Here is a 24,750-nt window from a genome sequence, read left to right as displayed (position 1 = left end):
TAGTTTGCGCCCATGAACGACGCACCCTTCGACCTCGACCCCGCTCTCATCGACCGCTTTGCGGCAATCGTCGGCGACAAATATGCGCTGCGCGACCAGGCCGATATTGCGCCGTATCTTACCGAGCGGCGCGGCCTATGGCACGGCAGGACCGCCTTGGTGCTGCGTCCCGGCAGCGTCGACGAGGTCAGCCGGATCATGCGCCTGGCGAGCGAGACGGGAACGCCGGTCGTGCCGCAAAGCGGCAACACCGGGCTGGTCGGCGCCCAGGTGCCGGATGCCTCCGGCCGCGAGATCGTGCTGTCGCTGTCGCGGCTGAACCGCATTCGCGAGATCGACGTCTTCTCCAACACGGTAACCGTCGAGGCCGGCGTCATCCTGCAGACGCTGCAGGAAGCCGCCGACGCCGCCGACCGGCTGTTTCCGCTGTCGCTTGCCGCGCAAGGGTCCTGCCAGATCGGCGGCAATCTCTCGTCCAATGCCGGCGGCACCGGCGTGCTTGCCTATGGCAATGCGCGCGAACTCTGCCTTGGTGTCGAAGTCGTGCTGCCGACCGGCGAGGTGTTCGACGATCTGCGCAAACTGAAGAAGGACAACACCGGCTACGATCTGAAGAACCTGTTCGTCGGCGCCGAAGGCACGCTCGGCATCATCACCGCCGCGGTGCTGAAACTGTTTCCCAAGCCCAAGGGGCGCGAAGTCGCCTTTGCCGGCCTGTCGTCGCCGGAAGCAGCGCTTGCGCTGTTCAGCCTGGCGATGGACCGGGCAGGGGCGGCACTCACCGCCTTCGAGCTGATCGGCCAGCGTCCTTATGATTTCACGCTGCGCCATGCGCAGGGCGTCACGCGGCCGCTGGCGCAGGATTGGCCATGGTATGTGTTGATGCAGGTGTCGTCGGGCCGTTCAGCCGAGGACGCCAGGGGGCTGATCGAAGAAGTGCTGTCGGCAGGCCTCCAGCAAGGCATCGTCGGCGACGCGGTGATCGCGGCCAGCCTGGCGCAGGGCGACGCGTTCTGGAACTTCCGCGAGGTGCTGCCGGATTCGCAAAAGCCCGAAGGTGCTTCGATCAAGCATGATATTTCGGTGCCGGTGGCATCCATCCCGGCGTTTATCGAAAAGGCGGCCGGTGCAGTGGCTTCGGTCAGTCCGCAGGCGCGCGTGGTCTGCTTCGGTCATATGGGCGACGGCAATCTGCACTACAACATCTCCCGGCCGGAGGGCGGTGACGACGAAGCGTTTCTCGGCCTCTACCACGCCATGAACGATGCCGTGCACGATGTCGTGCGCTCCTTCCACGGTTCGATCTCGGCCGAGCATGGCATCGGCCAGTTGAAGCGCGACGAACTGATCGCCACCGCGCCGCCAATGGCGATCGAACTGATGCGCCGGGTGAAGGCCGTCTTCGATCCGGCCGGCATCATGAATCCCGGTAAGGTTATCTGATCCTTTCAACATTTTGTGGCTGGTTTCATTCCGATAACCATCGCCTGAGATCAGCAAAATTTAACTGACTTTCTTAAGCCGCGCGGCAGAAGCTCGCGCTAATGTTTCACACAACGAGGCCGGGAAAACTGGCCCGGTGGGATCCGTGAAAGCGGCTCTCAGGAGAAACACAGGAAGGCAGCAGATGAACAGTGTATTGAAGCCCGTCTGGGCCGGGCGCAACATGCGCCTCGACCCATTCCGCCTGCCGCAAGTGGTGAGCTATGCCACGCGCGACGACTATGGCGACGTTACCTTCACCATCGACCAGCGCGGCGCCGTCATCCGCCGCACGCTCGAGATGAGCGGCGTGCCGGCGATCATCGCGCTGCCCGCCAACGCGTTTCGCGGCGTCGCCGCCCGCGCGATGGAGGATGCGCAAGGCAATGTCACGGTAACCCTCGAACTCCTGCACAACGACCCGATGCTGTCGGTGCCGCTGCTGGTGGCCGACGATCTCGACGACGTCGCCGCCGACTGGCGCGCCTGGGCCGACGCCTACCGGCTGCAGATGCTGCTGATCGAATCCGACGGCATTGCCCGCACGCTTGAGGAATCGCTCGGCGCCGCCATCAAGGCGCTGCCGGCCAAGGATCGCCGCAAGGGCCGGGTCTCGACCACGCGCCGCCCGCGCTTCCTCGCCCGCCGCAGGGCCGGCAATCTCGGGCTGAGGCTGGTGATCGACGGCCAGGAGATTATTTCGAGAGAGTAGCTTGACCGGCGATTGGCGAAACCGCCGACGACAGCCTTCTTCTCCCCGTCACTATACGGGGGTTGAGGAGCGGTCCGCGTAGCGGACGAAAAGCCAATTGCTTGGCTTTTCGAGTGACCAACGCCCGGCAGGGCGATGAGGGGCGGCGCTGACCGAGGCATTTCTCGCAATATCGCCGCTGTGCATCTCACCTCAACTGCAAAGATTGGCGCTGCCCCTCATCCGGCTGCCGGCACCTTCTCCCCGTGTAGTGACGGGGAGAAGGAGATTATGTCCGAACCGGATAGATAGGTAACAGAATGGACCGATAGCATGGGTGACAGTTTTCTTGTCCGCCGGAGGACCGGCGATGGTTTGGCGAGAGACTGGCATCATGGACGAGCGGCTACGGTTTGTTGTGGAGTGTCTTTCTGGGGATGAGACGATGGTTGCGCTTTGTGCGGCCTACGGGATCTCACGCAAGAACGGCTACAAATGGCTAGGACGCTATCGGACGTTTGGGCCTGAGGGTTTGCACGACCTGCCGCGAGCCCCGCTCAATCATGGTCGGGCGACAGCTCAGGATCTGGTTGAGCGGATTGTGGCGGCCAAGGAGCTGCATCCGCTTTGGGGTCCAAAGAAGATCGTCGCACGGCTCCCGAGTTCATGTGGCCTTCAGCCTCGACGGTCGGCGCGATCCTTGCGCGGCATGGGCTTGTCCGCGCCCGCAAGCGACCCCGCCTGCGGGCCTGCGGCAATGGACCCTGGCCACAGCCGCAAGAACCGAACGCGGTGTGGACTGGCGATCACAAGGGCTGGTTCCGGACCCGCGACGGCTGGCGTTGCGAACCCTTGACGGTGATGGATGCGTCGAGCCGCTATCTTCTGGCGCTCGAAGCGACGGGGTCGACGGCCGATAGCGAAGCCTGGCCGGTGTTCGAACGGCTGTTTGAAGAGCATGGCCTGCCGGATCGCTTCAGAAGCGACAATGGCCCGCCCTTCGCATCGGCCGGCGTCACCGGGCTGACGCCGCTTGTCGTGCGCTTCATCAAGCTCGGCATCACCTTGGAGCGGATCGCACCCGGCAGGCCACAGCAGAACGGACGTCACGAGCGCTTTCACCTGACCATGCTGCCGATGGCCGAGGCACCGGAAGCCGACCGAACGGCACAGGGCCAGGCCTTCGAGACCTTCCGCCACAGCTACAATGAGGAACGTCCCCATGAGGCGCTGGGCATGGATACGCCCGCCCAGCACTACCGGTCCTCACAGCGCGCCATGCCCAGGACACCACCCGAGCCCGTCTATCCGGCCGAGGCCTCGGTCCGCCGCGTGCGCCACAATGGCGAGATCCGATGGAATGGCGGCTTCATATATGTCTCGCAAGCGCTGGCGGGCGAACCGGTCGCTGCGTTGGAGACCGAAGACGGACAATGGACACTCTCATTCCATGCCCACCCGCTCGGCATCATCGACACACGGCACATGAAGCTTGTCCGCCGCAGCGCCGCGCCAACCAATCCGCTTGGCGCTGCGGCGGACGCATAGGGGGAGAGAAGTGTCACCTATGTATCCGGTTCAAAGTGTTACCCATCTATCGGCTGGACAATTAAACCAGCGGCTTTAGCGCCACCCACAGCGCACCGCCGATCAGGCCGATGAAGATCAACCAGCCGACCTGGTTGTTGGATTTGAACAGCCGCAGGCATTGATCGGGATCGTCGATATCCAGAACCGCTATCTGCCGCGCCATATGGGCGCCGGCGGCGATCAGCCCGGCCAGCGCCACCACCGGCACCTGCGCCGAGGCGAAGGCGATGGCGAAGCAGACCAGCGTGCCGCCATAAAGCCCGACCAGCCAGGTCTTGGTGTTGTCGCCGAACAGCCGCGCCGTCGAGCGCACGCCGACGATTGCGTCGTCTTCCTTGTCCTGATGTGCATAGATGGTGTCGTAGCCGATCACCCACAGGATCGAGCCGATATAGAGCATGATGGCCGGGCCATCGAGATCGCCGAACTCGACCGCCCAGCCCATCAGTGCACCCCAGGAGAAGGCGAGCCCGAGCACCAATTGCGGCCAGTTGGTGAAGCGCTTCATGAAGGGATAGACGGCAACGATGACCAGCGAGACGATGCCGAGCGGAATGGCGAAGTCGTTGAACTGCAGCAGCACGACGAGGCCCAGCAAGGCCTGGATGACCAGGAACGCCCAGGCTTGGCGGCGCGTCACCTTGCCGGCCGGCAATGGCCGCGAGCGCGTGCGCTCGACCTTGTTGTCGATGTCCTGGTCGACAATGTCGTTATAGGTGCAGCCGGCGCCACGCATGGCGACGGCGCCGACAAAGAACAGGAACAGGAACCACGGCGACGGCAGCAATGTGAGCAACGGGTCGCTTGCGCGCGGATAGGCGCTGGCCGCAAGCGCTGCCGACCACCAGCAGGGCCACAGCAGCAATTGCCAGCCGATCGGCCGGTCCCAGCGCGCAAGCTGCGCGTAAGGCCACAGCCAGCGCGGCAATATCTTGTAGACCCAATGGCCGCTCGGCGCGTCGGCGACGCGGCCCTGTGCGGCTTTCGACTGGATGGTTTCCATCGTGCTGGAGTGGCAGCAGCGGCGTGCCCCGTCAAGCGGCCGCATTGTCGCTCAGGCGGTGAAAATATCGTGGCTGGCAAACCATTCCTTCGCCACCTCCGTGAAGGCCAGCGCCGCCTTCGACAGCCTTTGCCTTGTGTCATGGGTGAGGATGATGCGCTGCATCGGCAGCGGATCGGACAGCGGCTTGCAGACCAGCGGCAGCCCGTCATAACTCCTGTCGCCATAAGGCCTGGTGTAGCTCACCGCGACGCCGAAGCCGTTGGCGACCATGCTGCGCTGCAGTTCGAACGAACTCGCCGTCGATTGCGAGACCGGCGACAGGCCGCGGCTGAGGAACAGGTCCAGCATATGCTGCCAGCTGTGCGGCTGGTCGGTGGTGATCAAGGGATGGGTCGCCAGCTCCGCCAGGCTGACGCTGGCCTGGCTGGCCAGCGCGTGGCCTTGCGGCAGAAGCGCGTGTGGCCGCAGCTCATGCAGCAGGATGCGGGCGAAGTGCGAGGGCAGGCCGAGATCGTAGGTCAGGCCGAGATCGATTGCCGCATCGCCGAGCCGCCGGCCCAGCGTCTCGAAGGTCTCGTCGCGGACCACCACGGTGACCGCCGGGCAGCGTTGCGAAAAAGCGCGGATCAGCGCCGGCGCGAAATAAGGCGCCAGATCCTCGAAACAGCCGAGCACAAGTTCGCCCCCGACATCGGCGTCGCGCGTCCCGAGCCCAACCAGTTCGTCCGCTTCGGCCAGCACCTGCTTTGCCTTCGCCACCGCGCTGCGGCCGAACGAGGTCAGCGCGATGCCGCTGCCGCGCTGGCGCACGAACAGTTTCTGGCCGAGCGTCGCTTCGACATTGTCGATCGCCACCGAGATCGAGGGCTGCGAGACGTTCAGCATCCGCGCGGCCGCGGTGACGCTGCCATGCCGTGCGACGGCGACGAGGTAACGCAGCTGGGTGAGGGTCAGGTTCATAGTCTAAAACTATAAGAGAGATGAGAAGTTATTATTTTACGCGATGTGCGGCGGCTGCGATAGTCGGTCATCGAAACAGGGAAGACATGAGATGGCCGCCAGACATATCGATGCCGCAGCGATTGCCGACTACCAGCGCGACGGCGCGGTCTGCATACGCGGCGCTTTCAAGGACTGGGTCGGCACCATCGGCGCCGGCATCGAGCGCAACATGCAAAACCGCAGCGCCACGGCGTCGGACATCGCCAACGGCAAGGGCAGCTTCTTCGACGATTACTGCAATTGGGAGCGCATTCCCGAATTCGTCGACGTGGTGCGCAATTCCCCGGCCGCGGAACTCGCGGCAGCGGCGATGCAGTCGCGCAGCGCCCAGTTCTTCCACGACCATGTGCTGGTCAAGGAACCGGGCACGCAAAAGCCGACGCCTTGGCACCAGGACATCCCGTATTACTTCGTCGATGGCACCCAGACCGTCAGCTTCTGGATTCCGATCGATCCGGTCAAGGAAGCGACGCTGCGGCTGATCGCCGGCTCGCACAAATGGGACAAGATGATCCTGCCGGTGCGCTGGCTCGATGACAGCAATTTCTATGCCGGCGAGGGCGATTATCTGCCCGTGCCGGATCCAGACAAGGACCCGTCGCTGAAGGTGCTCGAATGGGAGATGGAGCCGGGCGACGCCATCCTGTTCGACTTCCGCACCGCGCATGGTGCGCGCGGCAATCCGACCGCGGCGCGTCGCCGGGCGCTGTCGCTGCGCTGGGTCGGCGACGATGCGCGCTATGTCGAGCGCCCCGGCCGTACCTCGCCGCCCTATCCCGGCCATGACATGAAGCCCGGCCAGAAACTGCGCGAGGACTGGTTCCCGGTCGTCTTCCAGAGCTGATACCGGCCGGGGACGCCGTGCTCTCGGCGCGACGTTCCCGTGCGCAACCGGTATGGCGCAAGGTAAAACTCTTGACCCGCGCCGCCCGGGGCAATAGCGCAGTCCCTGTCGTGAAATGACAAGGGACATCGGCATGCGCGTTTTGTTGATCGGCTCCGGCGGCCGCGAACATGCCCTGGCCTGGAAGATCGCGGCCTCGCCGCTTTTGACCAGGCTCTATGCCGCGCCCGGCAATCCGGGCATCGCCCACGAGGCCGAACTGGTCAAGCTCGACATCGCCGACCATGCCGCTGTTGCCAGCTTCTGCAAGGACAACGCGATCGACCTCGTCGTCGTCGGGCCGGAAGGCCCGCTGGTCGCCGGCATTGCCGATGACCTGCGCGGCGAAGGCATCCGCGTCTTCGGACCGTCGAAGCGCGCCGCAAGGCTCGAAGGCTCGAAAGGTTTTACCAAGGACCTCTGCGCCAAATACGATATCCCGACCGCTGCCTATGGCCGCTTCACCGATCTGACCGCGGCAAAGGCCTACGTCGAAAAGATGGGAGCGCCGATCGTCATCAAGGCCGATGGGCTCGCTGCCGGCAAGGGCGTCACCATCGCCATGACGCTGGACGAGGCGCGCGCCGCCCTCGATGCTTGTTTCGACGGCGCATTCGGTGACGCCGGCGCTGAGGTCGTGGTCGAGGAATTCATGACCGGCGAGGAGGCGAGTTTCTTCTGCCTGTGCGACGGCACGACCGCACTTCCCTTTGGCACCGCGCAGGACCACAAGCGCGTCGGCGATGGCGATACCGGCCCCAACACCGGCGGCATGGGCGCCTATTCGCCGGCGCCGGTGATGAGCCCCGAAATTGTCGAGCGCACCATGCGCGAGATCGTCGAGCCGACCATGCGCGGCATGGCCGAGCTTGGCGCGCCGTTCGCCGGTATTCTGTTTGCCGGGCTGATGATCACCGACAAGGGGCCGAAGCTGATCGAATACAATACCCGCTTCGGCGATCCCGAGTGTCAGGTGCTGATGATGCGGCTGAAGGACGATCTGCTGGTGCTGCTCAACGCCGCCGTCGACGGCCAGTTGGCGCACAGTTCGATCCGCTGGCGCGACGATGCCGCGCTGACCGTGGTGATGGCGGCACAGGGCTATCCCGGGACGCCGGAAAAAGGCTCGGTCATTCGGGCTCTCGACGAAGCCGCTGGCGAAGGCGTTGAGATTTTCCATGCCGGCACTGCCATCAATGGCGGCGCGCTGGTCGCCAATGGCGGCCGCGTGCTCAACGTCACGGCATCAGGCAAGACGGTGGGCGAAGCGCAAAGCCGCGCTTACGCCGCGCTCGACCGTATCGACTGGCCGCAAGGCTTCTGCCGCCGCGACATAGGCTGGCAGGCGGTGGCGCGGGAAAAGGCCAGCGCCGCCACATAAGCCTCAGCGCTCGCGAACCAGTTCCGTCGAAGCGGTGCTGACCGGGTCGGCGGCCTGCGAGAAGGCGGCCTCGAGCAGAGCCTCCGAACGATACGTGGTCCGCTTCCAGGCGACATACTCGGCAATACCGAAGCGCGCGCGGCGCGGCACCGTCTTGACCACCGGCATGCGGAAGGCGGCGCGGAATGTCTGCCAGCGCGCGCCGAGCACCGCCACCATTTCCTCGACCGTCGGTGGCGTCGCCACATCGGCGTATGTGATGGTGACTTTGCCGGCGAGCCCGGCCGCGCGCGACACCGGCACCGGTATCGAGGCGAGGTAGTCGGGCGGCACGTCGATCAGGCCGCCGAAGGGCCATTGCTGGCGCAGTGCCGCCGCGTCCATCGGCGCGACGTTGACGTCGATGTCGTTGGGCGTGCCGGCGACGCGGTAGGGGCAGCGCAGGCGCCCGCAATTGGCCTGCGCCGAGAACTGCCACAGCGCATAGCCCTGCCAGTTGCCCATCGGAAAATGCACGTCGATGTCGGGCTTGTAGCGCGCATACCAGAGCGGCAGCCGCGACAGCAGACGGTATTGGTAGCGGTTGTCGGCGATGTACTGGGCGGTCTTGCCGTTGGTGTAGAGGATCGGGAAACGGCCGAGCCGCCGGTGCACCTGGCGCACGAATTCCTCGGCATCCTCGAGCGACATCCATTGCGAGGGGTCGTTGCCTTCGAGATCGAGGGCGAGCAGATCGTCAGGGGCTGGCTCGGCGAAATCGATGAAACTGTTGGCCTGCTCGAGCGGATTGCCGGGGCGGGCAAGATGATACGCGCCCCATTTCAGGCCGAGCGCCTTGGCCACCACCTTGCGCGTCTGAAACAGCTCGCGCGTCACCGCAAAGCGTTTCCACAATGTCTTGCAGAGTTTGACCGTAGGCTCGTCGCCGTAGCAGAAATAGGGCGGCGGCAGCCCGTCGGAGGCCTTGTTGATGAAGCCGACAATGCGCTTGTCGGTTGCAAGCTGCGCCCAGTCGATGGAATTGTATTCATAGGCGTCGACCACCAGCGCGCGGTCGCCATCCCGCCAAGGCTCGGAAAAGTCCGAGGCTGTAGCCGCTGACGTCAGCGCCATCATCGCCGCGAGAGCGATCGCTGAGCGGCGAAGAAGATGCGCCGGCGTTTTCAAACAGGGGATCCCCGCTGACCAAACACCGATGGTGGACCGGTATGGTTAAGGAAGTGCTTTCGGGCAGGAGTCCTGTCGCTCTCGCGACTTCTTCATTTTATGGCGAAGCAAGGAGCGAAGCGACGCGGGGCGGACCATAGTATGCATTCCGCGACTTCGAAGCGTTGCCACGGCGCAGAATTCTGCACCGTTGCGCCCTAGCGCGAGGTCGCGACATGGTACTCGGCGTCCGCTACGCTCCCTCTCCACCTGTGGACGACGAAGTTCGATGAAAATCCGCGTGACAAAGTTTGACGTTTACGTAAAAAGAAGGTCGGAGGCCGCCCAGAGGCGGATGGTTTTGCATCGGCCCGGGTCCTAGGATCGAGCGATCGGAGCAGCGGAGGAGAAGCGGCATGTACAAGGCCCCGGTCGACGACATTTCGTTCACGCTCAAGCATGTCGCCGGGCTCAAGCCGGCACTCGACAGCGGCGCGTTCGGGGACCTCGGCGAAGACCTTGTCGACGCCATCCTGGCCGAGGCCGGCCGCTTCGCCAGCGAGGAGGTGGCGCCGCTCTACAAGATCGGCGACCAGCACGGTGCGGTGCTGAAGGATGCAGCCGTGACCATGCCGCCCGGTTGGAAGGCGCTTTACCGCAGCTGGATCGACGGCGGCTGGAACGCGCTGTCGGGACCGGAAGAATTCGGTGGCCAGGGCCTGCCGACCATGCTCGGCGTTGCCGCGCTCGAAATGTGGAACTCCGCCGCCATGGCCTTCGGCATCGGCCCGACGCTGACCATGGGCGCGGTCGAGGCGCTCGACAAGCATGCTTCCCAGGCGCTCAAAGCAAGGTATCTGGCGAAGCTCGTTTCCGGCGAATGGATGGGGACGATGAACCTGACCGAGCCGCAGGCCGGTTCCGATCTCGCCGCTCTGCGCACCCGCGCCGAGCCTGCCGGCGACGGCACCTACCGCATCTTCGGCCAGAAGATCTTCATCACCTATGGCGAGCACGATTTCACCGACAACATCGTCCATCTGGTGCTGGCGCGGCTGCCCGACGCACCGGCCGGCACGCGCGGCATTTCGTTGTTTTTGGTGCCGAAATTCCTGGTCGACGAAGACGGGTCGCTCGGCGCCCGCAACGACGTCTTCTGTTCGGGCCTCGAGCACAAGCTCGGCATCCATGCCTCGCCGACTTGCACCATGATCTATGGCGACGGGTTCCAGGGTGCTGCGCCCGGCGCCATCGGTTGGCTGATCGGCGAGGAGAACAAGGGGCTCGCCTGCATGTTCACCATGATGAACAACGCGAGGCTTTGCGTCGGCATGCAGGGCGTGGCAGTGGCCGAAGCCGCGACGCAGAAGGCGATCGCCTATGCCAATGAGCGCCGCCAGGGCAAGGCATCGGACTTTTCAGGCGCCGGGATGGCGCCGATCGTCCATCACCCCGACGTGCAGCGCAATCTCTTGACCATGAAGGCTTTGACCCAGATCGCCCGCGCCATCTCGTATTCCTGCGCCTATGCCATCGACTTCGCGCGTGTGTCGGCAGGCGAGGAGGCCGCGCATTGGCGCGATCGCGCCAATCTGCTGACGCCGCTGGCCAAGGCCTTTTCCACCGATATCGGCGTCGACGTTGCGTCGCTGGGTGTCCAGGTTCACGGCGGCATGGGCTTCATCGAGGAGACGGGCGCGGCCGCGCTCTATCGCGACGCCCGCATTGCGCCGATCTATGAAGGCACCAACGGCATCCAGGCGATCGACCTTGTAGCCCGCAAATTGCCGCTTGGCGGCGGCGAGCATGTGCACGGCTATATCGCCGAACTGAAGGCCATCGCCGACGAGGTGCGGACCTCGAACCTGCAGGGCTTCGGCCGCACCGCCGAAGCGCTTGACCAGGCGTTCGACGATCTCACCGAGGCGACGCGCTTCCTGCAGAAGCTGCTGGCCGACGGCCGTCTGGACGAAGCGCAAGCCGGTGCGACCCCCTATCTCAGGCTGATCTCGCTTGCTGCCGGCGGCGCTTATCTGGCGCGTGGCGGACTTGCCCAGCAGAGCCGCATCGCCCTTTGCCGCTTTTTCGCCGAAAACCTGCTCGGCGAAGTCAGCGCCTTGAAGGAACGCGTCATCGATGGCGCCGAGAGCCTCGCCGCCGCCGGCAAGGCGCTGATATCGGCCTGAATACCAGAGCGCTCACCAGGGAAAATGACCGTGACAGACCATATCCTCGTCGAGCGCCAGGGCGCCGTCCAGATCATCCGCATGAACCGTCCCGACAAGAAGAACGCACTGACGCGCGCCATGTACGCGACAATGTCCAAGGCGCTGGCCGAGGGCGACGCCGATCCGGCGGTCCGCGTCCATGTCTTCCTCGGCGTGCCTGGCGCCTTCTCTTCCGGCAACGACCTCGCCGACTTCCTCGTTATCGCCACCGGCGGTGAAGGCGGCAATGAGGTCTGGGACTTCCTGATGGCGCTCGCCAAAACCGAGAAGCCGATGGTCTCCGGCGTCGACGGCATTGCGGTCGGCATCGGCACCACGCTCAATTTGCATTGCGACCTGACTTTCGCCACGCCGCGCACGGTGTTCCGCACACCCTTCGTCGACCTCGGCCTGGTGCCGGAGGCGGGCTCCAGCCTGCTGGCGCCGCTCATCCTCGGCAGGCAGGGCGCCTTTGCGCTGCTTGGACTCGGCGAAGGTTTTTCCGCCGAACGCGCCAAGGCCGCCGGCCTGATCTATGAGGTGGTCGAGGAGGACGGGCTAGAAGCCGCGGCACTCGCCGCGGCCGGCGCGATCGCCGCCAAGCCGCCGCAGGCGCTGAAGATCGCGCGTGACCTGATGCGCGCCCCGCGCCACGACCTTGTCGCCCGCATCAAGGTGGAGAGCGAGCATTTCTCCGAGCGGCTGAAGTCCGACGAAGCGCGCGCCGCGTTGACCGCGTTTATGACTAGGAAGAAGGCCTGAACTTATCCTCAGGGATAAAGCCGTGTCTTGTCCCAGCCGCCTTCGGCGTTGCGCGAAAAGACCAGCCGATCGTGCAGCCGAAATGGCCGGTCGTGCCAGAACTCGATCGCCTGCGGCACGATGCGGAAGCCCGACCAGTGCTTTGGCCGCGGGATTTCGCCGATAGGGTAGCGCGCCGTGTATTCGGCCACCGCCTTCTCCAGGGCAAAGCGGCTTTCCAGCGGCCGCGACTGTTTCGAAGCCCATGCGCCGATCCGGCTGCCGCGCGGCCGCGTCGCGTAATAGGCGTCGGCTTCAGCGTCGCTGACGATCTCCACCGGACCGCGTATGCGCACCTGGCGGCGCAGCGATTTCCAGTGGAAGCACATCGCCGCCTTCATGCTGCCAAGAATCTCGCGGCCCTTGGCGCTCTCGAAATTCGTGTAGAAGACAAAGCCGCTTTCATCGAAACCCTTGAGCAGCACCATCCGCACATCCGGCATGCCGTCGGCATCCACGGTTGCAAGTGCTACGCCGTTGGCGTCGTTGATTTCGCTTTTCTTGGCGTCCTCCAGCCACTCAGCAAAGAGCCGGAACGGCTCGGCGGCTTCGGTAAAGTCACTACTTGTTAACTCAGTGTCACTCATAGTTTTTCTCAAATTGTCTCGAGCTTCAGGAGGTTGCCGATTGTCGCGTATCGCGCAAGCTTTTGACAGCGGGCAATGGAGCGTTATCGCTTCGGCCAGTTCGAAAGCCGTGATCGTGATTATCGCCCTGCCGCTTGCCGCCTGCGGCGCCGGCGGCTTCAGCCTGGAAAAGGCCGAGGTCGACCGTTCCATCGTCACCTCGAGCGCGCCGGCGAGGGTGACATCGACGGACGCCGACAGCGCTTCCGACCAGACCACGATCGGCAATGCAGTGTCTTCGGCCGACATCGAGGAGCTTCGCGGCCAGGCCGTGCCGTGGGCGAATGCCGACACCGGCTCGCGCGGCTCCATCACCGAACTCGCCGAAGTGCAGGACAACGGCGAAGACTGCCGCAGCTTTACCGCCTCGCGCGAAAGCTTCGACGGCGTCGCTTTGTTCAAGGGGCAATTGTGCATCGCCGCGGCCGGCGGCTGGCACATGCAGGACTTCAAACCGCTCTGATTTTGGAGGTTTGCGGGCGCCGCAATTTCAGCCTCGATAAGCCTGCGCGCCACTGGAATTTCTTCCTATGGGAGCGCATATAAGGGCCAACGTGGATTTAACTCATTTTCCAGGGCAGGACGCATGCGCGACCCCTATGAGGTGCTGGGCGTTGCCAAGAACGCATCGGCCAAGGACATAAAATCGGCCTACCGCAAGCTCGCCAAGAAGTATCATCCGGACCAGAATCCGAATGATCCAAAGGCCAAGGACCGTTTTGCCGCCGCCAACCAGGCCTATGAGGTCGTCGGCGACGAGAAGAACCGTGCGGCCTTCGACCGCGGCGAGATCGACGCCGACGGCAAGCCGAAATTCCAGGGCTTCGAGGGCGCAGCCGGCGGCGGCGATCCGTTCGGTGGCTTCCGCCGCCAGCAGGGCGCCGGCGGCTCGCGCTTCGAATTCCGATCGGGGCGTCCGGGCGGCGATCCGTTCGACGGCAACAGCGACATTTTCAGCCAGATCTTCGGCGACGCCTTTTCCGGCGCGCGCGGCGCCGGAACAGGCGACCGCCGCCAGCAGGCGACCGCCGCCGATCTGAACGTCACGCTCGACGTCACCATCGAGGAGATAGCGACCGCCGAAAAGGTGACGGCGATGTTCCCCGACGGCCGCAAGATCGCGGTCAAGCTGCCGGTCTATGTCGAGGATGGCCAGACCATCCGGCTGAAGGGCCAGGGCGAGCAGGGGCCGGGACAGCCGGGCGATGCGCTGGTCAAGATCCGTATCCGCAGGCACCCGCGCTACCGCATCGAGGGCCGTGACCTGCATGCCGATCTGGAGGTAGCGTTGGCCGACGCGGTGCTGGGCGCCAAGGTGCCGGTCGACACGCCGACCGGCAGGCTGGCGGTCAACATTCCGGCCTGGTCGAGTTCCGATAAGGTGCTGCGCCTGAAGGGCAGGGGCTTGCCGGAAAAGGCCGGCGGCCATGGCGATCTCTACGCCCATGTCCGCATCATGCTGCCGGAAGGCGGCGACAGCGAACTCGAAGCGCTGATGCGCAGCCGCAAAGGCTGATGCGGCTCGACTTGGCTGGCTAGCTGCCGGGCGCTGCTTCCTCCATCCGCCGGATGGTTTCGCCGAAGCGGCGCAACGCCTGCCGCACCGGGACATGCGGGCTCTCGATCTCAAGCAGGATCATCGTCTCGCTGCCGAGGAATGCGGCGCTGACCAGGCTGGTTACTTCGGCGGCGGAGAATGGCCCGAGGCCGCCGAACCGCCGCTCCGCCTCTTGCGCCAGTCCGTCCAGCAGTTCGAACCAGCCGCGCAGGTCGCGGCGCACCGCCTTGGCGATCTCGGGGCTCGACAGGCTTGCCGCGATCATCTCGTGCAGGATCCGGACATAGCCGGACGCCAGATCATCGTCGAGGAAATCGCAAGCGCGCTCCCAGCGTTGCCACAGCGGCATAGGTGCCGCAAAAGTCTCCGCCTGGCGCTTCAGCAGGCCCTCGTTCAGATGGTCGAGCAGGGCCAGGAACAGCCGTTCCTTGGAGCCGAAATGGTAATGGATCTGGCTGAGCGGAACGCCGGCGATCTCGGCAACGCGGCGCGTCGACAGATCGGCATAACCGCCTCGATGGAGGCATAACTCGGCGGCCGAAATCAGTTCGGCGCGCGTGTCGCGCTTTTGCTTGTTCTGCGGCGGGGTAACGGCTTCGGCAGCGTCCGTCATGCGGCGTGGCTGCCGCTGTTAGCGGTGCAATCTGGGCGGATCATAGCTTCTCCTGTCCGGGGCTGGACGTCCCTCCACTCTATCTCGGTCGAGCGACCGATCAAGTTGACTCGCTAGAAAATTTATGGTTTTTGACGCTGAATTCGGTCGACCGACCGAATCCTGATGCTTGCATGGAGGGCACTCATGGCGGGCGTAATCACCCTTATCTACGGCGTTGCCGCATACCTGATTTTTCTCGGTTCGTTTCTCTATGCGGTCGGTTTCGTCGGCAACATGGTTGTGCCGAAATCGATCGATTCCGGAGTCGCTGGAAGTCCGGTCGAAGCCGTCATCGGCAATGCACTGCTGCTCGGCCTTTTCGCCGCCCAGCACAGCATCATGGCGCGGCCGGTTTTCAAGCGCTGGTGGACACGGATTGTCCCGCACGCGGCCGAACGCAGCACCTATGTGCTTTTGGCCAGCCTCATCCTGCTGCTGCTCTACTGGCAATGGCGGCCGATTCCCGGTCTCGTCTGGACGGTCGAGAACCCGGTCTGGGTCGCCGTCATCCATGGCGTGTTCTGGCTCGGCTGGGCGGTATTGTTGACCAGCACCTTTCTGATCAACCATTTCGAACTGTTCGGCCTGCGCCAGGTTCTCGCCGCTTTGCGCAAGAGCGAACCGGCGCCGCCCGTGTTCAGGACGCCGCTGTTCTACAAATGGGTCCGGCACCCGCTCTATGTCGGCTTTCTCCTGGCCTTCTGGGCGACGCCGTCGATGACATGGGGCCATCTTCTGTTCGCGGCGGGCAGCACCGGCTACATCCTGCTCGGCATCTTCCTCGAGGAACGCGATCTCGTCGCGATGTTTGGCGATCAGTACCGCCTCTACCGCAAGCAGGTGGGAATGCTCATTCCCTGGCGCAAAATGGCTGGATAGGGCCGATGCGTTGCCGACCAGCCGATTCGGCTGGTCGGCCGGGCCTGGGCCATCAAGGCGCGCTGGCCGCAGTGAGGCGTTCAAATCTCACAACAACGTTATTATCCCCCATTCGTTGTCACGCCGAGTGTCTGAATTGAACGCGCGCCCCGTCTGCGCTTGATGCGCCTTTCTGCCTGTGCGATAGGCACTCCAAAGCAGAAAATCTTTCGGAGAGCGCTGACATGGCGGGTGGACAGGGCCTTATGGCCGGCAAGCGCGGCCTTATACTGGGCGTCGCCAACAACAGATCGATTGCCTACGGCATCGCCAAGGCCTGCGTCGACCATGGCGCCGAGATCGCGCTGACCTATCAGGGCGAGGCGTTCAAGAAGCGCGTCGAGCCGCTGGCTGCGGAATTGGGCGCCTTTGTCGCCGGTCATTGCGATGTCACTGATCCGGCGAGCCTCGACGAGGTGTTTGCCAATGTCGCCAAGCATTGGGGCGGCAAGCTCGACTTCCTCGTCCATGCCATCGCCTTTTCCGACAAGGACGAGCTGACCGGACGCTATGTCGAGACGACGCGCGACAATTTCCTGCGCACCATGGACATTTCGGTCTATTCCTTCACCACCATCGCCAAGCGCGCCGAAGCGCTGATGACCGACGGCGGCTCGCTGCTGACGCTGACATATTACGGCGCCGAAAAGGTCATGCCGCATTACAACGTCATGGGTGTCGCCAAGGCCGCGCTCGAAGCCAGCGTGCGCTATCTCGCCGTCGACCTCGGCGGCAAGAAGATCCGCGTCAACGCCATCTCGGCCGGGCCGATCAAGACCTTGGCTGCTTCGGGCATCGGCGACTTCCGCTACATCCTCAAGTGGAACGAATACAATTCGCCGCTGAAGCAGACCGTCACCCAGGAAGAAGTCGGCGATTCCGCCGTCTATTTCCTGTCGGACCTGTCGCGTGGCGTCACCGGCGAGGTGCACCATGTCGATTCCGGCTATCACGTCGTCGGCATGAAGGCGGTCGACGCGCCGGATATTTCGACCGTCAAGGAATAGTTCTGCCGCGGTTTCCGCCCGCCTGTCCTGATTTCCGGAAGACCTGATGGTTCCGCTCGTCTACATCGTGCGCCATGGCCAGACGCAGTGGAATGCCGAGTCGCGGCTGCAGGGCCAGGCCGACACCGATCTCAACGCGCTCGGCCGCGAGCAGGCGACCCGCAATGGACGGCGGCTGGCCGAACTGATCCAGAACCCTGAGGATTTCGACTTTGTCGCCAGCCCGATGAAGCGGACGCGCGAGACGATGCAGCGGCTGCGCTTGGCGATGCAGCTCGATCCCGATGGCTACCGCACCGACCCGCGTCTGGTCGAGGTGCACTTTGGCGACTGGCAGGGCTTTACCTATGCCGAACTCGATGCGCGGATGCCGGGCTCGGCGAAGGCGCGACGACGCAACAAATGGAATTTCCAGCCGCCGGGCGAGGGCGCCGAAAGCTACCAGATGCTGCTCGAACGGGTGAAGCCGTGGTTCGACGCGCTCGACCACCAGACGGTCTGCGTCACGCATGGTGGCGTCGTGCGGACCCTGTTTCGGATGGTCAAGGGTGTTTCCGAACACGAAGCGGCAAACCTGGAAGTGCGGCAGGACCGGGTGCTCAGGCTGCAGGACGGGCGTCTGGATTGGCTTTAGGTTCGAGCAGATAAACAGGACGACTGTCCTGTTTATCCGTGCAGGGCTCCGCCGAGCGGCAAGACCCTGTTCGGCGTCGGTCTTATTCGGTGTCGGGCAATTCCATGTCGGTGACGACGTTCTCGCCATTCGTCACGTCATAGGCAATCACGACATCCATGCCCGGCTTCAGCGAATCGAGATCGGTCTCGGCGTTGAGCTTGAAGGACTTGCCGTCCTCCAGCGTCAGCGTCAGTGCGTCCTTGTCGACCTTCTTGATCAGGCCTTCGGTCTGGCCGGCATAGGCGGCGGTGGAAATCAGCAACATGGCGGCAGCAGCGCCAATCAGGGTACGCATCGTCGTCCTCTTTGTCATTGCGCCTGCACGGATGGCGGCGAGCTTTCAACGGGCGGATGGAAGAGAGCAGAAACCAACCGAATGTGTCAAAACTAAAACCGCCGGATCACAGTTTGACCGCTGTGGAAAACGCCAATAGAACGCACCTTTGATCCGGTCCGCTGCCGGGCAGGGCTAAAATTCATGTCTCACAACACGTTCGGCCATCTCTTCCGCGTCACCACCTGGGGCGAAAGCCATGGCCCGTCGCTCGGCTGTGTCGTCGACGGCTGCCCGCCCGGCATCCGCTTCACACGGGCCGAAATTCAGGCCGAACTCGACAAGCGCCGCCCCGGCCAGTCACGTTTTGTGACGCAGCGCCGCGAACCGGACGAGGTGAAGGTGCTGTCCGGCTTCATCCTCGACGAGGACGGCGAGTCGATGATCACCACCGGCACGCCCGTCTCGATGCTGATCGAGAATGTCGACCAGCGCTCCAAGGACTATGGCGAGATCGCCCGCCAGTACCGTCCCGGCCACGCCGACTACACCTATGACGTCAAATACGGCCTGCGCGACCATCGCGGCGGCGGCCGTTCTTCGGCCCGCGAGACCGCCGCTCGCGTGGCGGCCGGCGCCTTGGCGCGCAAGGTGGTGCCCGGCATGGTGGTGCGCGGCGCGCTGGTCTCGATGGGCGAGAAATCCATCGACCGCGCCAACTGGAACTGGAATTTCATCGGTGACGCCGAAAACCCGTTCTTCACCCCCGATCCGGCGTCCGTTCCCGTCTTCACGCAATACCTCGACGGCATCCGCAAATCCGGCTCCTCGGTCGGCGCGGTTATCGAGATCGTCGCCGACGGCGTGCCAGCCGGCCTTGGCGCGCCGATATACGCCAAGCTCGACCAGGACATCGCGTCCGGCCTGATGTCGATCAACGCCGTCAAGGGCGTCGAGATCGGCAACGGCTTCGAGGCCGCCCGCATCACCGGCGAACAGAATGCCGACGAGATGCGCATCGGCAATGACGGCAAGCCGGTCTTCCTGTCCAACAATGCCGGCGGCATTCTGGGCGGCATCTCGACCGGCCAGGCGATCGTCGCCCGCCTCGCCGTCAAGCCGACCTCGTCGATCCTGACGCCGCGCAAATCCATCGACAAGGACGGCAACGACGTCGACGTCATGACCAAGGGCCGCCACGATCCCTGCGTCGGCATCCGTGCCGTGCCGATCGGCGAAGCCATGGTTGCCTGCGCCATCGCGGACCATTATCTGCGGCACCGGGGACAGACAGGCCAGGGATTAGGCAGTAGGGATTAGGCAATAGGCCAGCCCGTCCTTCCTTCCCTAACTCCTACTGCCCAACCCTATTCCCTGCGAGCGAAGCGAGCCAATGCCATACGATCAGAAGAAAATCGTCGAAGCCATACGCGCCTTCGAACGCGGCGAGATCGTCGTCGTCATGGACGATGACGGGCGTGAGAACGAGGGCGACCTGATCGTTGCCGCCGTGCATTGCAGCCCGGAGAAAATGGCCTTCATCATCCGTCACACCTCCGGCATCGTCTGCACGCCGATGCCGCGCGAGGAGGCCAAGCGGCTCAATCTGCAGCCGATGGTCGCCGACAATGATTCCGCCCACACCACGGCCTTTACCGTCAGCGTCGATTTCAAGCATGGCACCACCACCGGCATTTCGGCCGAGGACCGCACGCTGACCGTGCGCAACCTGGCCAACGGCAATGTCGGCGGTTCGGATTTCGTCCGGCCCGGCCACATCTTCCCGCTGATCGCTAGGGAAGGCGGCGTGCTGATGCGCTCGGGCCATACCGAAGCCGCGGTTGACTTGTGCAAACTTGCCGGCCTGCCGCCGGTTGGCGTGATCTCGGAGTTGGTCAATGACGACGGCACCGTCAAGCGCGGCCCGCAGGTGGCGAGCTTTGCCGAGGAACACGGCCTCAAGCAGGTCTCGGTCGCCGACCTCATCGCCTACCGGCAGCGCAAGGAAACGCTGGTCGAACGCGTCGCCTGCTCCGAAATCGACACACTCGGCGGCAAGGCACAGGTCTTCACCTACACGCTGCCCTGGGATTCCATGCACCATGTCGCGGTCGTTTTCGGCGACATCCGTGACGGCGAGGACGTGCCGGTGCGGCTGCATTCCGAGGATGTGGTGACCGACGTGTTCGGCACCAGCCACCGGCTCGACGCCATTATGAAGGCGATGGGCGAACGCAAGCGCGGCGTCATCGTCTATCTCCGGGAGGGTTCGGTCGGCGTCGCCCATCAGGAGCGCAACCGGCCGATGAGTGCCGACCGTGAGGACCACGAAGAGGCCCGCCGCCGTGAGAACGAGTGGCGAGAAATCGGCCTCGGCGCCCAGATCCTGAAGGACCTCGGCATTTCCTCGATCAACCTGATCGCCTCGCGCGAGCGCCACTATGTCGGGCTTGAAGGCTTTGGCATACATATCGCCAAGACCGAGATTATCTAGTTCGTCGCGCAAGAGCGACGCTGCCGAAAAAATTGCGCGGGCAGGTCGCCTGCTTCTGCGATTTGCTGAAGCCTCCACGCGTTCGTCATCCTATGGCGAAGCAAGGAGCGAAGCGACGCGGCGCAGACCATAGGATCCATGCCGCGACTTCGACGCGTTGCAACGGTGCAGAATTCTGCTCCGCTGCACCCTACGGTAACGGAATGGCTCCTCGGGTCTGCGCGTCCGCTTCGCTCCCGCTTCGCCCGTGGATGACGACGCCAGAGGCCTCACCTAATTCCGAACGTTTGCGGTGGTCTCCAAAGCCAACGTCAGGCCTATCCTCACTCCGCGGGAACGGCGGCAGCGTCGCATCCGTCCAGCTCGCATGTGTGGGTGGCCAGGCTGCGCTGGCCCAGCAACACCGTGACCAATGCGATGACGCCGGCCGCCACCGAGACCCAGAACCCGTTCCTGGCGCCGAACTCATCCACCACCGCGCCGGCGGCAAACGACCCGAGCGCCATGCCGATGCCGATGCCGGTCATCACCCAGGTGATGCCTTCGGTCAGCATCGCTTCCGGCACGTGCCGCTCGATCAGGCCGAAGGCGGTGATGAAGGTCGGCGAGATCGCCACGCCGCTGATGAAAACGGTCAGCGCCAGCAGCGGCACCGTGTCGGCGGTGAGCGGCAGCAGCGTGCCGAGCGCGACGAGGGCGACCGCGAGGGCCAACTGGCGCTGCAGCGCCGCTTTCAGGTTGAGCGCACCGACGACGAGGCCGAGCACGAACGATCCCAGCGCATAGACGCCGATGACGAGGCTGGCGGCGCCCGGCTGGCCGAGTTCCTTGGTGATCGCCACCGTGGTCACTTCCGTCGTCGCGAAGGTGGCGCCGACGAAGATCAGGGCGAAGGTGATGATCTGCACCGGCCTGAGCCGGATTGCCGAGCCGCTCGAGACATGGTCCACCGGCCGCACTTGTGGTTCGGTCGAACGCTGCAGGATGAAGGCTGCCGAGCCAAGGGCGAGGAATAGCGTGCTGACCAGGACACCGGCTTCCGGGAACAGAGCGGCACTCAAGCCCACCGACAGCGATGCGCCTGCAATGTAGACGAGTTCGTCCGCCGCCGATTCGAAGGCGAATGCGGTGTTCATCTGCGGCCGGCCGCGAAAAATCTCGGTCCAGCGCGCGCGCACCATCGCCGGCATGCTGGGCATGGCGGCGGCCGCCAGTGCCGACACAAACAGCGTCCACACCGGCCAGTCCTGATTGGCTGCGGCAATCAGCACCGCGAAGGCGAGCACGGTGAGGATGGTGGTCGGAATCACGATCCGCGTCTGGCCGAGGCGATCGACCAGCCGTGATATCTGCGGCGCCACGAAAGCGTTGCTCAGCGCGAACGTCGCCGAGACAGCTCCCGCCAGCCAGTATTCGCCACGTGTCTGCGACAGCATGGCCACGATGCCGATCGGCGCCATGGCGATCGGCAGCCGCGCGAGGAAGCCCGCGGCGGCAAACCCCTTGGCTCCAGGGGCACGAAAGATTTCCGAGTATGGGTTTTGCATGGCTGGTTCCTCGACAAAGGCCAATTCGACAATTACATACGGTGCGTATGAATATAGGTAGTCGATACGCCGCGTATGTCAATTGGCATACGAAGCGTATGTGAATAAGGCCAGAACCATGCACAGACCCCGCAAGGAGATGATTGCCGAAACGCGCGCCAAGCTGATCACGGCGGCCCGCCACGCTTTCGGCACGATCGGCTATGCCGACGCGTCGATGGACGACTTCACCGCCTCGGCCGGGCTGACGCGCGGTGCGCTCTATCATCATTTCGGCGACAAGAAGGGCCTGCTGCAGGCCGTCATCGCCGAAATCGATGGCGAGATGGCCGTCCGCATCCATGAGATTGCGTCGCGGGCGCCAAGCCGCTGGCAGCGTTTCGTCGACGAATGCACGACCTATATCGAAATGGCGCTGGAGCCGGAAATCCAGCGCATCATGTTTCGCGACGGTCCGGCTGTGCTCGGCGATCCGGCGCAATGGCCGAACGCCAATGCCTGCGTCGGCTCGATGACCGATCATCTGACGGCTCTGCAGCAGGAGGGGGTGGTCGTCCCCGGCTTCGACCCCGAAACCGCCGCCCGGCTGATCAACGGCGCCAGCAGCCAGGCGGCGCAGCGCATCGCCAATTCGAACGACCCCGAAGCGACGTCGAAGACCGTGGTGGCAGCCTTCCAGCAACTGCTTGAAGGCCTTCTCAAAAAACAGGGTTCGCAGCCGGCCTGAAATCTGGTCGGCCGAGACCCGGCATTTGCCGAGATTGACAATTCCCGGCCCGGGTTCATCCTCGCCGTCCATCTCTGAGGGGAGATTCGGGCGCATGTGGGATTTCGAAATCGGCAGGTCGGTGTCCATCATGATCAGGACATGGCCATTCATCGTCTTTCGCATGATCGTCTATTTCGGCATCACGCTCGCCTATATCGTGGCGACCGGCAGCGGCGCCTCGGTCGGCTATGGCGTCGGCCATATCTCCACCGATCCCGACGGGCCGCTTTCCTTTGCACTGTGGGGCGGCATCGTCGGCATCGGCATCGTTTCGATCGCGCTCTACTGGATCCGCGAATACATCCTCTACGTCGTCAAGGCCGGCCATATCGCCGTCATGGTCCAGTTGATCGATGGCCGCGAGATTCCCAATGGCCAGGACCAGATCGCCTACGCCAAGGGTGTGGTGAAGGAACGTTTCGCCGAGGCCAACATCCTTTTCGTGGTCGACCAGCTGGTCAAGGGCGCCATCCGCGCCATCACCGGCCTGATCGGCGGCATCGCCGCCTTCCTGCCCATTCCGGGCCTCGGCGGCCTGGTCGCTTTCATCAATACGGTCATCCGCCTGTCGCTGACCTATGTCGACGAGATCATCCTCGGCTACAACATCCGTATCAATTCCTCGTCGCCCTTCGAAACCGCCCGGCAAGGCGTCGTGCTCTATGCCCAGAACGGCAAGACCATGGTCAAGAACGCCGTCTGGCTGGCGGTCATCATGTGGGGTGTGTCCTTCGTCATCTTCCTTTTGATGCTGGCGCCGGCCGCCGCCATCATGTGGTTCATTCCGGGGCAGCTCGGCGGCTGGGCCTTCGTGCTCGCCATCCTCCTTGCCTGGGCCTTCAAGGCGGCCTTCATCGAACCCTTCGCCATCGCCTGCCTGATGCAGGTCTATTTCAAGACCATCGAAGGCCAGGTGCCGAACGCCGAATGGGACCAGCGGCTGGCCGAGGCGTCGTCCAAGTTCAGGGAACTCAGGGACAAGGCGGTGGCTTCCTTCGGCGGCTCGCGCTGGACGCAGCCCGCGCCCGTGGTGTAATCCCTGTTGAACGTCGGGGCGGTGAGGCGTCAAACCATGGTCAAAGCGGCCGGGCGCGCCTATATCGGGTCATGGTCACCAGGCTCTACACCCATCCGATCTTCCTCGAACATCTGACGCCCCCCGGTCATCCGGAGCGGCCGGACCGCTTGCGCGCTATCGAGCGCGTGCTCGACGACGAGGCCTTCACCGCACTCGATCGGGTAACGGCGCCGCAAGGCGACGAGGCCACAATCCTCTACGCCCACCCCGAGGATTTCGTCGCCCGCGTCCGCGCCGCGATCCCTGAAAGCGGCATTGCCTCGATCGACGCCGACACCAGCGCCAGCCCGAAAAGCTGGCAGGCGGTGGTCACTGCCATCGGTGCGGCCAACGCTGCCGTCGACGACGTCTTCGAGGGCAGCGTTGCCAATGCCTTCGTCGCCGCGCGTCCGCCCGGCCATCATGCCGAAAAGACCACGGCCATGGGCTTTTGCCTGTTCAACACCGCGGCGATCGCGGCCCGCTACGCGCAGAAGAAACACGGCGCCGAGCGTGTCGCCATCGTCGACTGGGACGTGCATCACGGCAATGGCACGCAGGACATTTTCTGGGACGATCCCTCGGTGCTCTATTGTTCGACGCACCAGATGCCGCTCTATCCCGGCACCGGGGCTAAAAACGAAACCGGCGCCGGCAACATCGTCAACGCGCCCCTGGCGCCGCAGACCGGCTCGGACATGTTTCGCGATGCCTTGCTGTCGCGCGTCCTGCCGGCACTCGACAATTTCGCGCCCGATCTGATCATCATTTCCGCAGGGTTCGACGCTCACCATCGCGATCCGTTGGCCGAGATCAACCTCAGCGAGGACGATTTCGACTGGGCGACCGGCCAGTTGCTGGAACGCGCCGGGCGCCACAGCGGCAATCGGCTCGTCAGCCTGCTCGAGGGCGGCTACGATCTGCAGGGATTGGCATTTTCGGTCGCTGCCCATGTCGGGCGGCTGATGAAGGGATAAAGT

General features: G+C 64.1%; 23 protein-coding genes and 1 pseudogene. 17 read left to right on the top strand and 7 right to left on the bottom strand.

Annotated elements, in window-relative coordinates:
• Window positions 1–12: 12 nt before the first annotated feature.
• The 3 genes and pseudogenes from ACYG9R_RS04060 (at window position 13) to ACYG9R_RS04050 (ending at window position 3,721) form a co-directional block, all read left to right on the top strand.
• Complete coding sequence (locus ACYG9R_RS04060; protein ID WP_023823450.1) at window positions 13–1,443, top strand: FAD-binding oxidoreductase; 1,431 nt, start codon at window positions 13–15, stop codon at window positions 1,441–1,443.
• 184 nt (window positions 1,444–1,627) lie between these two features.
• A complete protein-coding gene (locus tag ACYG9R_RS04055) occupies window positions 1,628–2,194 on the top strand; it encodes a DUF6101 family protein (RefSeq protein WP_023668457.1) in 567 nt (188 codons plus the stop codon).
• A gap of 349 nt (window positions 2,195–2,543) precedes the next feature.
• Window positions 2,544–3,721: pseudogene (locus ACYG9R_RS04050) on the top strand (integrase core domain-containing protein).
• Between the two features lie 61 nt (window positions 3,722–3,782).
• Here the strand turns inward: ACYG9R_RS04050 and ubiA are convergent.
• Both ubiA and ACYG9R_RS04040 read right to left on the bottom strand, forming a co-directional pair.
• Window positions 3,783–4,766 carry a 4-hydroxybenzoate octaprenyltransferase gene (gene ubiA, locus ACYG9R_RS04045; RefSeq protein ID WP_023816800.1) on the bottom strand — a complete coding sequence of 328 codons (984 nt, stop codon included), beginning with the start codon at window positions 4,764–4,766 and terminating at the stop codon, window positions 3,783–3,785.
• Window positions 4,767–4,817: 51 nt separating this feature from the next.
• The gene (locus tag ACYG9R_RS04040; protein WP_023668455.1) at window positions 4,818–5,729 is read right to left on the bottom strand and encodes a LysR family transcriptional regulator; all 912 of its coding nucleotides are present in this window, start codon (window positions 5,727–5,729) and stop codon (window positions 4,818–4,820) included.
• A 91-nt stretch (window positions 5,730–5,820) separates the two neighbouring features.
• Here ACYG9R_RS04040 and ACYG9R_RS04035 point away from each other — a divergent pair, with 91 nt between their 5' ends.
• Window positions 5,821–6,615 carry a phytanoyl-CoA dioxygenase family protein gene (locus ACYG9R_RS04035; RefSeq protein ID WP_023752609.1) on the top strand — a complete coding sequence of 265 codons (795 nt, stop codon included), beginning with the start codon at window positions 5,821–5,823 and terminating at the stop codon, window positions 6,613–6,615.
• 133 nt (window positions 6,616–6,748) lie between these two features.
• Entirely contained in the window at window positions 6,749–8,035 is a 1,287-nt protein-coding gene (gene purD, locus ACYG9R_RS04030) for a phosphoribosylamine--glycine ligase (RefSeq protein ID WP_023727498.1), read from the top strand.
• A 3-nt stretch (window positions 8,036–8,038) separates the two neighbouring features.
• Here the strand turns inward: purD and ACYG9R_RS04025 are convergent, their stop codons facing one another.
• Window positions 8,039–9,151, bottom strand: coding sequence for a glycoside hydrolase family 25 protein (locus ACYG9R_RS04025; protein ID WP_023723281.1), 1,113 nt, complete (start codon window positions 9,149–9,151; stop codon window positions 8,039–8,041).
• Window positions 9,152–9,597: 446 nt separating this feature from the next.
• On the opposite strand from ACYG9R_RS04025, the gene ACYG9R_RS04020 reads away from it, so the two are divergent.
• Together ACYG9R_RS04020 and ACYG9R_RS04015 are read left to right on the top strand one after the other, a co-directional pair.
• Window positions 9,598–11,367, top strand: a complete 1,770-nt coding sequence (locus tag ACYG9R_RS04020; RefSeq protein ID WP_460221808.1) for an acyl-CoA dehydrogenase — start codon at window positions 9,598–9,600, stop codon at window positions 11,365–11,367.
• A 30-nt stretch (window positions 11,368–11,397) separates the two neighbouring features.
• Window positions 11,398–12,150 carry a crotonase/enoyl-CoA hydratase family protein gene (locus tag ACYG9R_RS04015; RefSeq protein WP_023824254.1) on the top strand — a complete coding sequence of 251 codons (753 nt, stop codon included), beginning with the start codon at window positions 11,398–11,400 and terminating at the stop codon, window positions 12,148–12,150.
• Between the two features lie 8 nt (window positions 12,151–12,158).
• Here ACYG9R_RS04015 and pdxH read toward each other — a convergent pair whose 3' ends face one another.
• On the bottom strand, window positions 12,159–12,788 hold the full coding sequence (pdxH, locus tag ACYG9R_RS04010) for a pyridoxamine 5'-phosphate oxidase (RefSeq protein ID WP_081725434.1): 630 nt from the start codon (window positions 12,786–12,788) through the stop codon (window positions 12,159–12,161).
• Between the two features lie 28 nt (window positions 12,789–12,816).
• Here pdxH and ACYG9R_RS04005 point away from each other — a divergent pair, with 28 nt between their 5' ends.
• Both ACYG9R_RS04005 and ACYG9R_RS04000 read left to right on the top strand, forming a co-directional pair.
• The gene (locus ACYG9R_RS04005) at window positions 12,817–13,278 is read left to right on the top strand and encodes an RT0821/Lpp0805 family surface protein (RefSeq protein WP_023824253.1); all 462 of its coding nucleotides are present in this window, start codon (window positions 12,817–12,819) and stop codon (window positions 13,276–13,278) included.
• A 123-nt stretch (window positions 13,279–13,401) separates the two neighbouring features.
• The gene (locus ACYG9R_RS04000; protein WP_023692090.1) at window positions 13,402–14,331 is read left to right on the top strand and encodes a DnaJ C-terminal domain-containing protein; all 930 of its coding nucleotides are present in this window, start codon (window positions 13,402–13,404) and stop codon (window positions 14,329–14,331) included.
• 19 nt (window positions 14,332–14,350) lie between these two features.
• On the opposite strand, the gene ACYG9R_RS03995 is transcribed toward ACYG9R_RS04000, so the two are convergent.
• Window positions 14,351–14,986, bottom strand: a complete 636-nt coding sequence (locus tag ACYG9R_RS03995; RefSeq protein ID WP_023692089.1) for a TetR/AcrR family transcriptional regulator — start codon at window positions 14,984–14,986, stop codon at window positions 14,351–14,353.
• A 186-nt stretch (window positions 14,987–15,172) separates the two neighbouring features.
• Here ACYG9R_RS03995 and mddA point away from each other — a divergent pair, with 186 nt between their 5' ends.
• The 3 genes from mddA (at window position 15,173) to ACYG9R_RS03980 (ending at window position 17,587) form a co-directional block, all read left to right on the top strand.
• Window positions 15,173–15,907, top strand: coding sequence for a methanethiol S-methyltransferase (gene mddA / locus ACYG9R_RS03990; protein ID WP_023723279.1), 735 nt, complete (start codon window positions 15,173–15,175; stop codon window positions 15,905–15,907).
• A gap of 224 nt (window positions 15,908–16,131) precedes the next feature.
• Window positions 16,132–16,953, top strand: coding sequence for an enoyl-ACP reductase FabI (fabI, locus tag ACYG9R_RS03985; protein WP_023727494.1), 822 nt, complete (start codon window positions 16,132–16,134; stop codon window positions 16,951–16,953).
• 46 nt (window positions 16,954–16,999) lie between these two features.
• Window positions 17,000–17,587 (top strand): histidine phosphatase family protein, encoded by a 588-nt coding sequence (locus tag ACYG9R_RS03980; RefSeq protein WP_023692086.1) that lies wholly within the window; start codon window positions 17,000–17,002, stop codon window positions 17,585–17,587.
• An 82-nt stretch (window positions 17,588–17,669) separates the two neighbouring features.
• On the opposite strand, the gene ACYG9R_RS03975 is transcribed toward ACYG9R_RS03980, so the two are convergent.
• Window positions 17,670–17,924, bottom strand: coding sequence for a DUF1344 domain-containing protein (locus ACYG9R_RS03975; RefSeq protein WP_023687135.1), 255 nt, complete (start codon window positions 17,922–17,924; stop codon window positions 17,670–17,672).
• Window positions 17,925–18,107: 183 nt separating this feature from the next.
• Between ACYG9R_RS03975 and aroC the strand changes: the two genes are divergently transcribed.
• Both aroC and ribB read left to right on the top strand, forming a co-directional pair.
• On the top strand, window positions 18,108–19,223 hold the full coding sequence (aroC, locus tag ACYG9R_RS03970; RefSeq protein WP_460221807.1) for a chorismate synthase: 1,116 nt from the start codon (window positions 18,108–18,110) through the stop codon (window positions 19,221–19,223).
• 73 nt (window positions 19,224–19,296) lie between these two features.
• The gene (ribB, locus tag ACYG9R_RS03965; RefSeq protein ID WP_023668438.1) at window positions 19,297–20,397 is read left to right on the top strand and encodes a 3,4-dihydroxy-2-butanone-4-phosphate synthase; all 1,101 of its coding nucleotides are present in this window, start codon (window positions 19,297–19,299) and stop codon (window positions 20,395–20,397) included.
• A 323-nt stretch (window positions 20,398–20,720) separates the two neighbouring features.
• Here the strand turns inward: ribB and ACYG9R_RS03960 are convergent, their stop codons facing one another.
• Window positions 20,721–21,944, bottom strand: coding sequence for an MFS transporter (locus tag ACYG9R_RS03960; RefSeq protein WP_023747551.1), 1,224 nt, complete (start codon window positions 21,942–21,944; stop codon window positions 20,721–20,723).
• 118 nt (window positions 21,945–22,062) lie between these two features.
• On the opposite strand from ACYG9R_RS03960, the gene ACYG9R_RS03955 reads away from it, so the two are divergent.
• From ACYG9R_RS03955 to ACYG9R_RS03945, 3 genes are all read left to right on the top strand, one after another.
• Window positions 22,063–22,671: a TetR/AcrR family transcriptional regulator gene (locus ACYG9R_RS03955; RefSeq protein WP_023824250.1), complete on the top strand. Its 609-nt coding sequence runs from the start codon at window positions 22,063–22,065 to the stop codon at window positions 22,669–22,671.
• A gap of 94 nt (window positions 22,672–22,765) precedes the next feature.
• Window positions 22,766–23,749, top strand: coding sequence for a hypothetical protein (locus ACYG9R_RS03950; RefSeq protein ID WP_023824249.1), 984 nt, complete (start codon window positions 22,766–22,768; stop codon window positions 23,747–23,749).
• A gap of 71 nt (window positions 23,750–23,820) precedes the next feature.
• Window positions 23,821–24,747: a histone deacetylase family protein gene (locus ACYG9R_RS03945; protein WP_023685412.1), complete on the top strand. Its 927-nt coding sequence runs from the start codon at window positions 23,821–23,823 to the stop codon at window positions 24,745–24,747.
• The last annotated feature ends 3 nt before the right edge of the window (window positions 24,748–24,750 follow it).

The sequence above is a fragment of the Mesorhizobium sp. RSR565B genome (assembly GCF_054719465.1).
This window is presented reverse-complemented; position numbering and strand designations above follow the sequence as displayed.

Excerpts from the sequence above, each read along its gene's own strand:
- ACYG9R_RS03960 (WP_023747551.1), bottom strand. The coding sequence starts at position 21,944 with ATGCAAAACCCATACTCGGAAATCTTTCGTGCCCCTGGAGCCAAGGGG.
- ACYG9R_RS03980 (WP_023692086.1), top strand. The coding sequence starts at position 17,000 with ATGGTTCCGCTCGTCTACATCGTGCGCCATGGCCAGACGCAGTGGAAT.
- fabI (WP_023727494.1), top strand. The coding sequence starts at position 16,132 with ATGGCGGGTGGACAGGGCCTTATGGCCGGCAAGCGCGGCCTTATACTG.
- ACYG9R_RS04000 (WP_023692090.1), top strand. The coding sequence starts at position 13,402 with ATGCGCGACCCCTATGAGGTGCTGGGCGTTGCCAAGAACGCATCGGCC.
- ACYG9R_RS04055 (WP_023668457.1), top strand. The coding sequence starts at position 1,628 with ATGAACAGTGTATTGAAGCCCGTCTGGGCCGGGCGCAACATGCGCCTC.
- aroC (WP_460221807.1), top strand. The coding sequence starts at position 18,108 with ATGTCTCACAACACGTTCGGCCATCTCTTCCGCGTCACCACCTGGGGC.
- ACYG9R_RS04020 (WP_460221808.1), top strand. The coding sequence starts at position 9,598 with ATGTACAAGGCCCCGGTCGACGACATTTCGTTCACGCTCAAGCATGTC.
- ACYG9R_RS04040 (WP_023668455.1), bottom strand. The coding sequence starts at position 5,729 with ATGAACCTGACCCTCACCCAGCTGCGTTACCTCGTCGCCGTCGCACGG.
- ACYG9R_RS04035 (WP_023752609.1), top strand. The coding sequence starts at position 5,821 with ATGGCCGCCAGACATATCGATGCCGCAGCGATTGCCGACTACCAGCGC.
- ACYG9R_RS03945 (WP_023685412.1), top strand. The coding sequence starts at position 23,821 with ATGGTCACCAGGCTCTACACCCATCCGATCTTCCTCGAACATCTGACG.
- ACYG9R_RS03950 (WP_023824249.1), top strand. The coding sequence starts at position 22,766 with ATGTGGGATTTCGAAATCGGCAGGTCGGTGTCCATCATGATCAGGACA.
- ACYG9R_RS04060 (WP_023823450.1), top strand. The coding sequence starts at position 13 with ATGAACGACGCACCCTTCGACCTCGACCCCGCTCTCATCGACCGCTTT.
- ribB (WP_023668438.1), top strand. The coding sequence starts at position 19,297 with ATGCCATACGATCAGAAGAAAATCGTCGAAGCCATACGCGCCTTCGAA.
- ubiA (WP_023816800.1), bottom strand. The coding sequence starts at position 4,766 with ATGGAAACCATCCAGTCGAAAGCCGCACAGGGCCGCGTCGCCGACGCG.
- ACYG9R_RS04025 (WP_023723281.1), bottom strand. The coding sequence starts at position 9,151 with ATGATGGCGCTGACGTCAGCGGCTACAGCCTCGGACTTTTCCGAGCCT.
- ACYG9R_RS03955 (WP_023824250.1), top strand. The coding sequence starts at position 22,063 with ATGCACAGACCCCGCAAGGAGATGATTGCCGAAACGCGCGCCAAGCTG.
- ACYG9R_RS03995 (WP_023692089.1), bottom strand. The coding sequence starts at position 14,986 with ATGACGGACGCTGCCGAAGCCGTTACCCCGCCGCAGAACAAGCAAAAG.
- purD (WP_023727498.1), top strand. The coding sequence starts at position 6,749 with ATGCGCGTTTTGTTGATCGGCTCCGGCGGCCGCGAACATGCCCTGGCC.
- ACYG9R_RS03975 (WP_023687135.1), bottom strand. The coding sequence starts at position 17,924 with ATGCGTACCCTGATTGGCGCTGCTGCCGCCATGTTGCTGATTTCCACC.
- mddA (WP_023723279.1), top strand. The coding sequence starts at position 15,173 with ATGGCGGGCGTAATCACCCTTATCTACGGCGTTGCCGCATACCTGATT.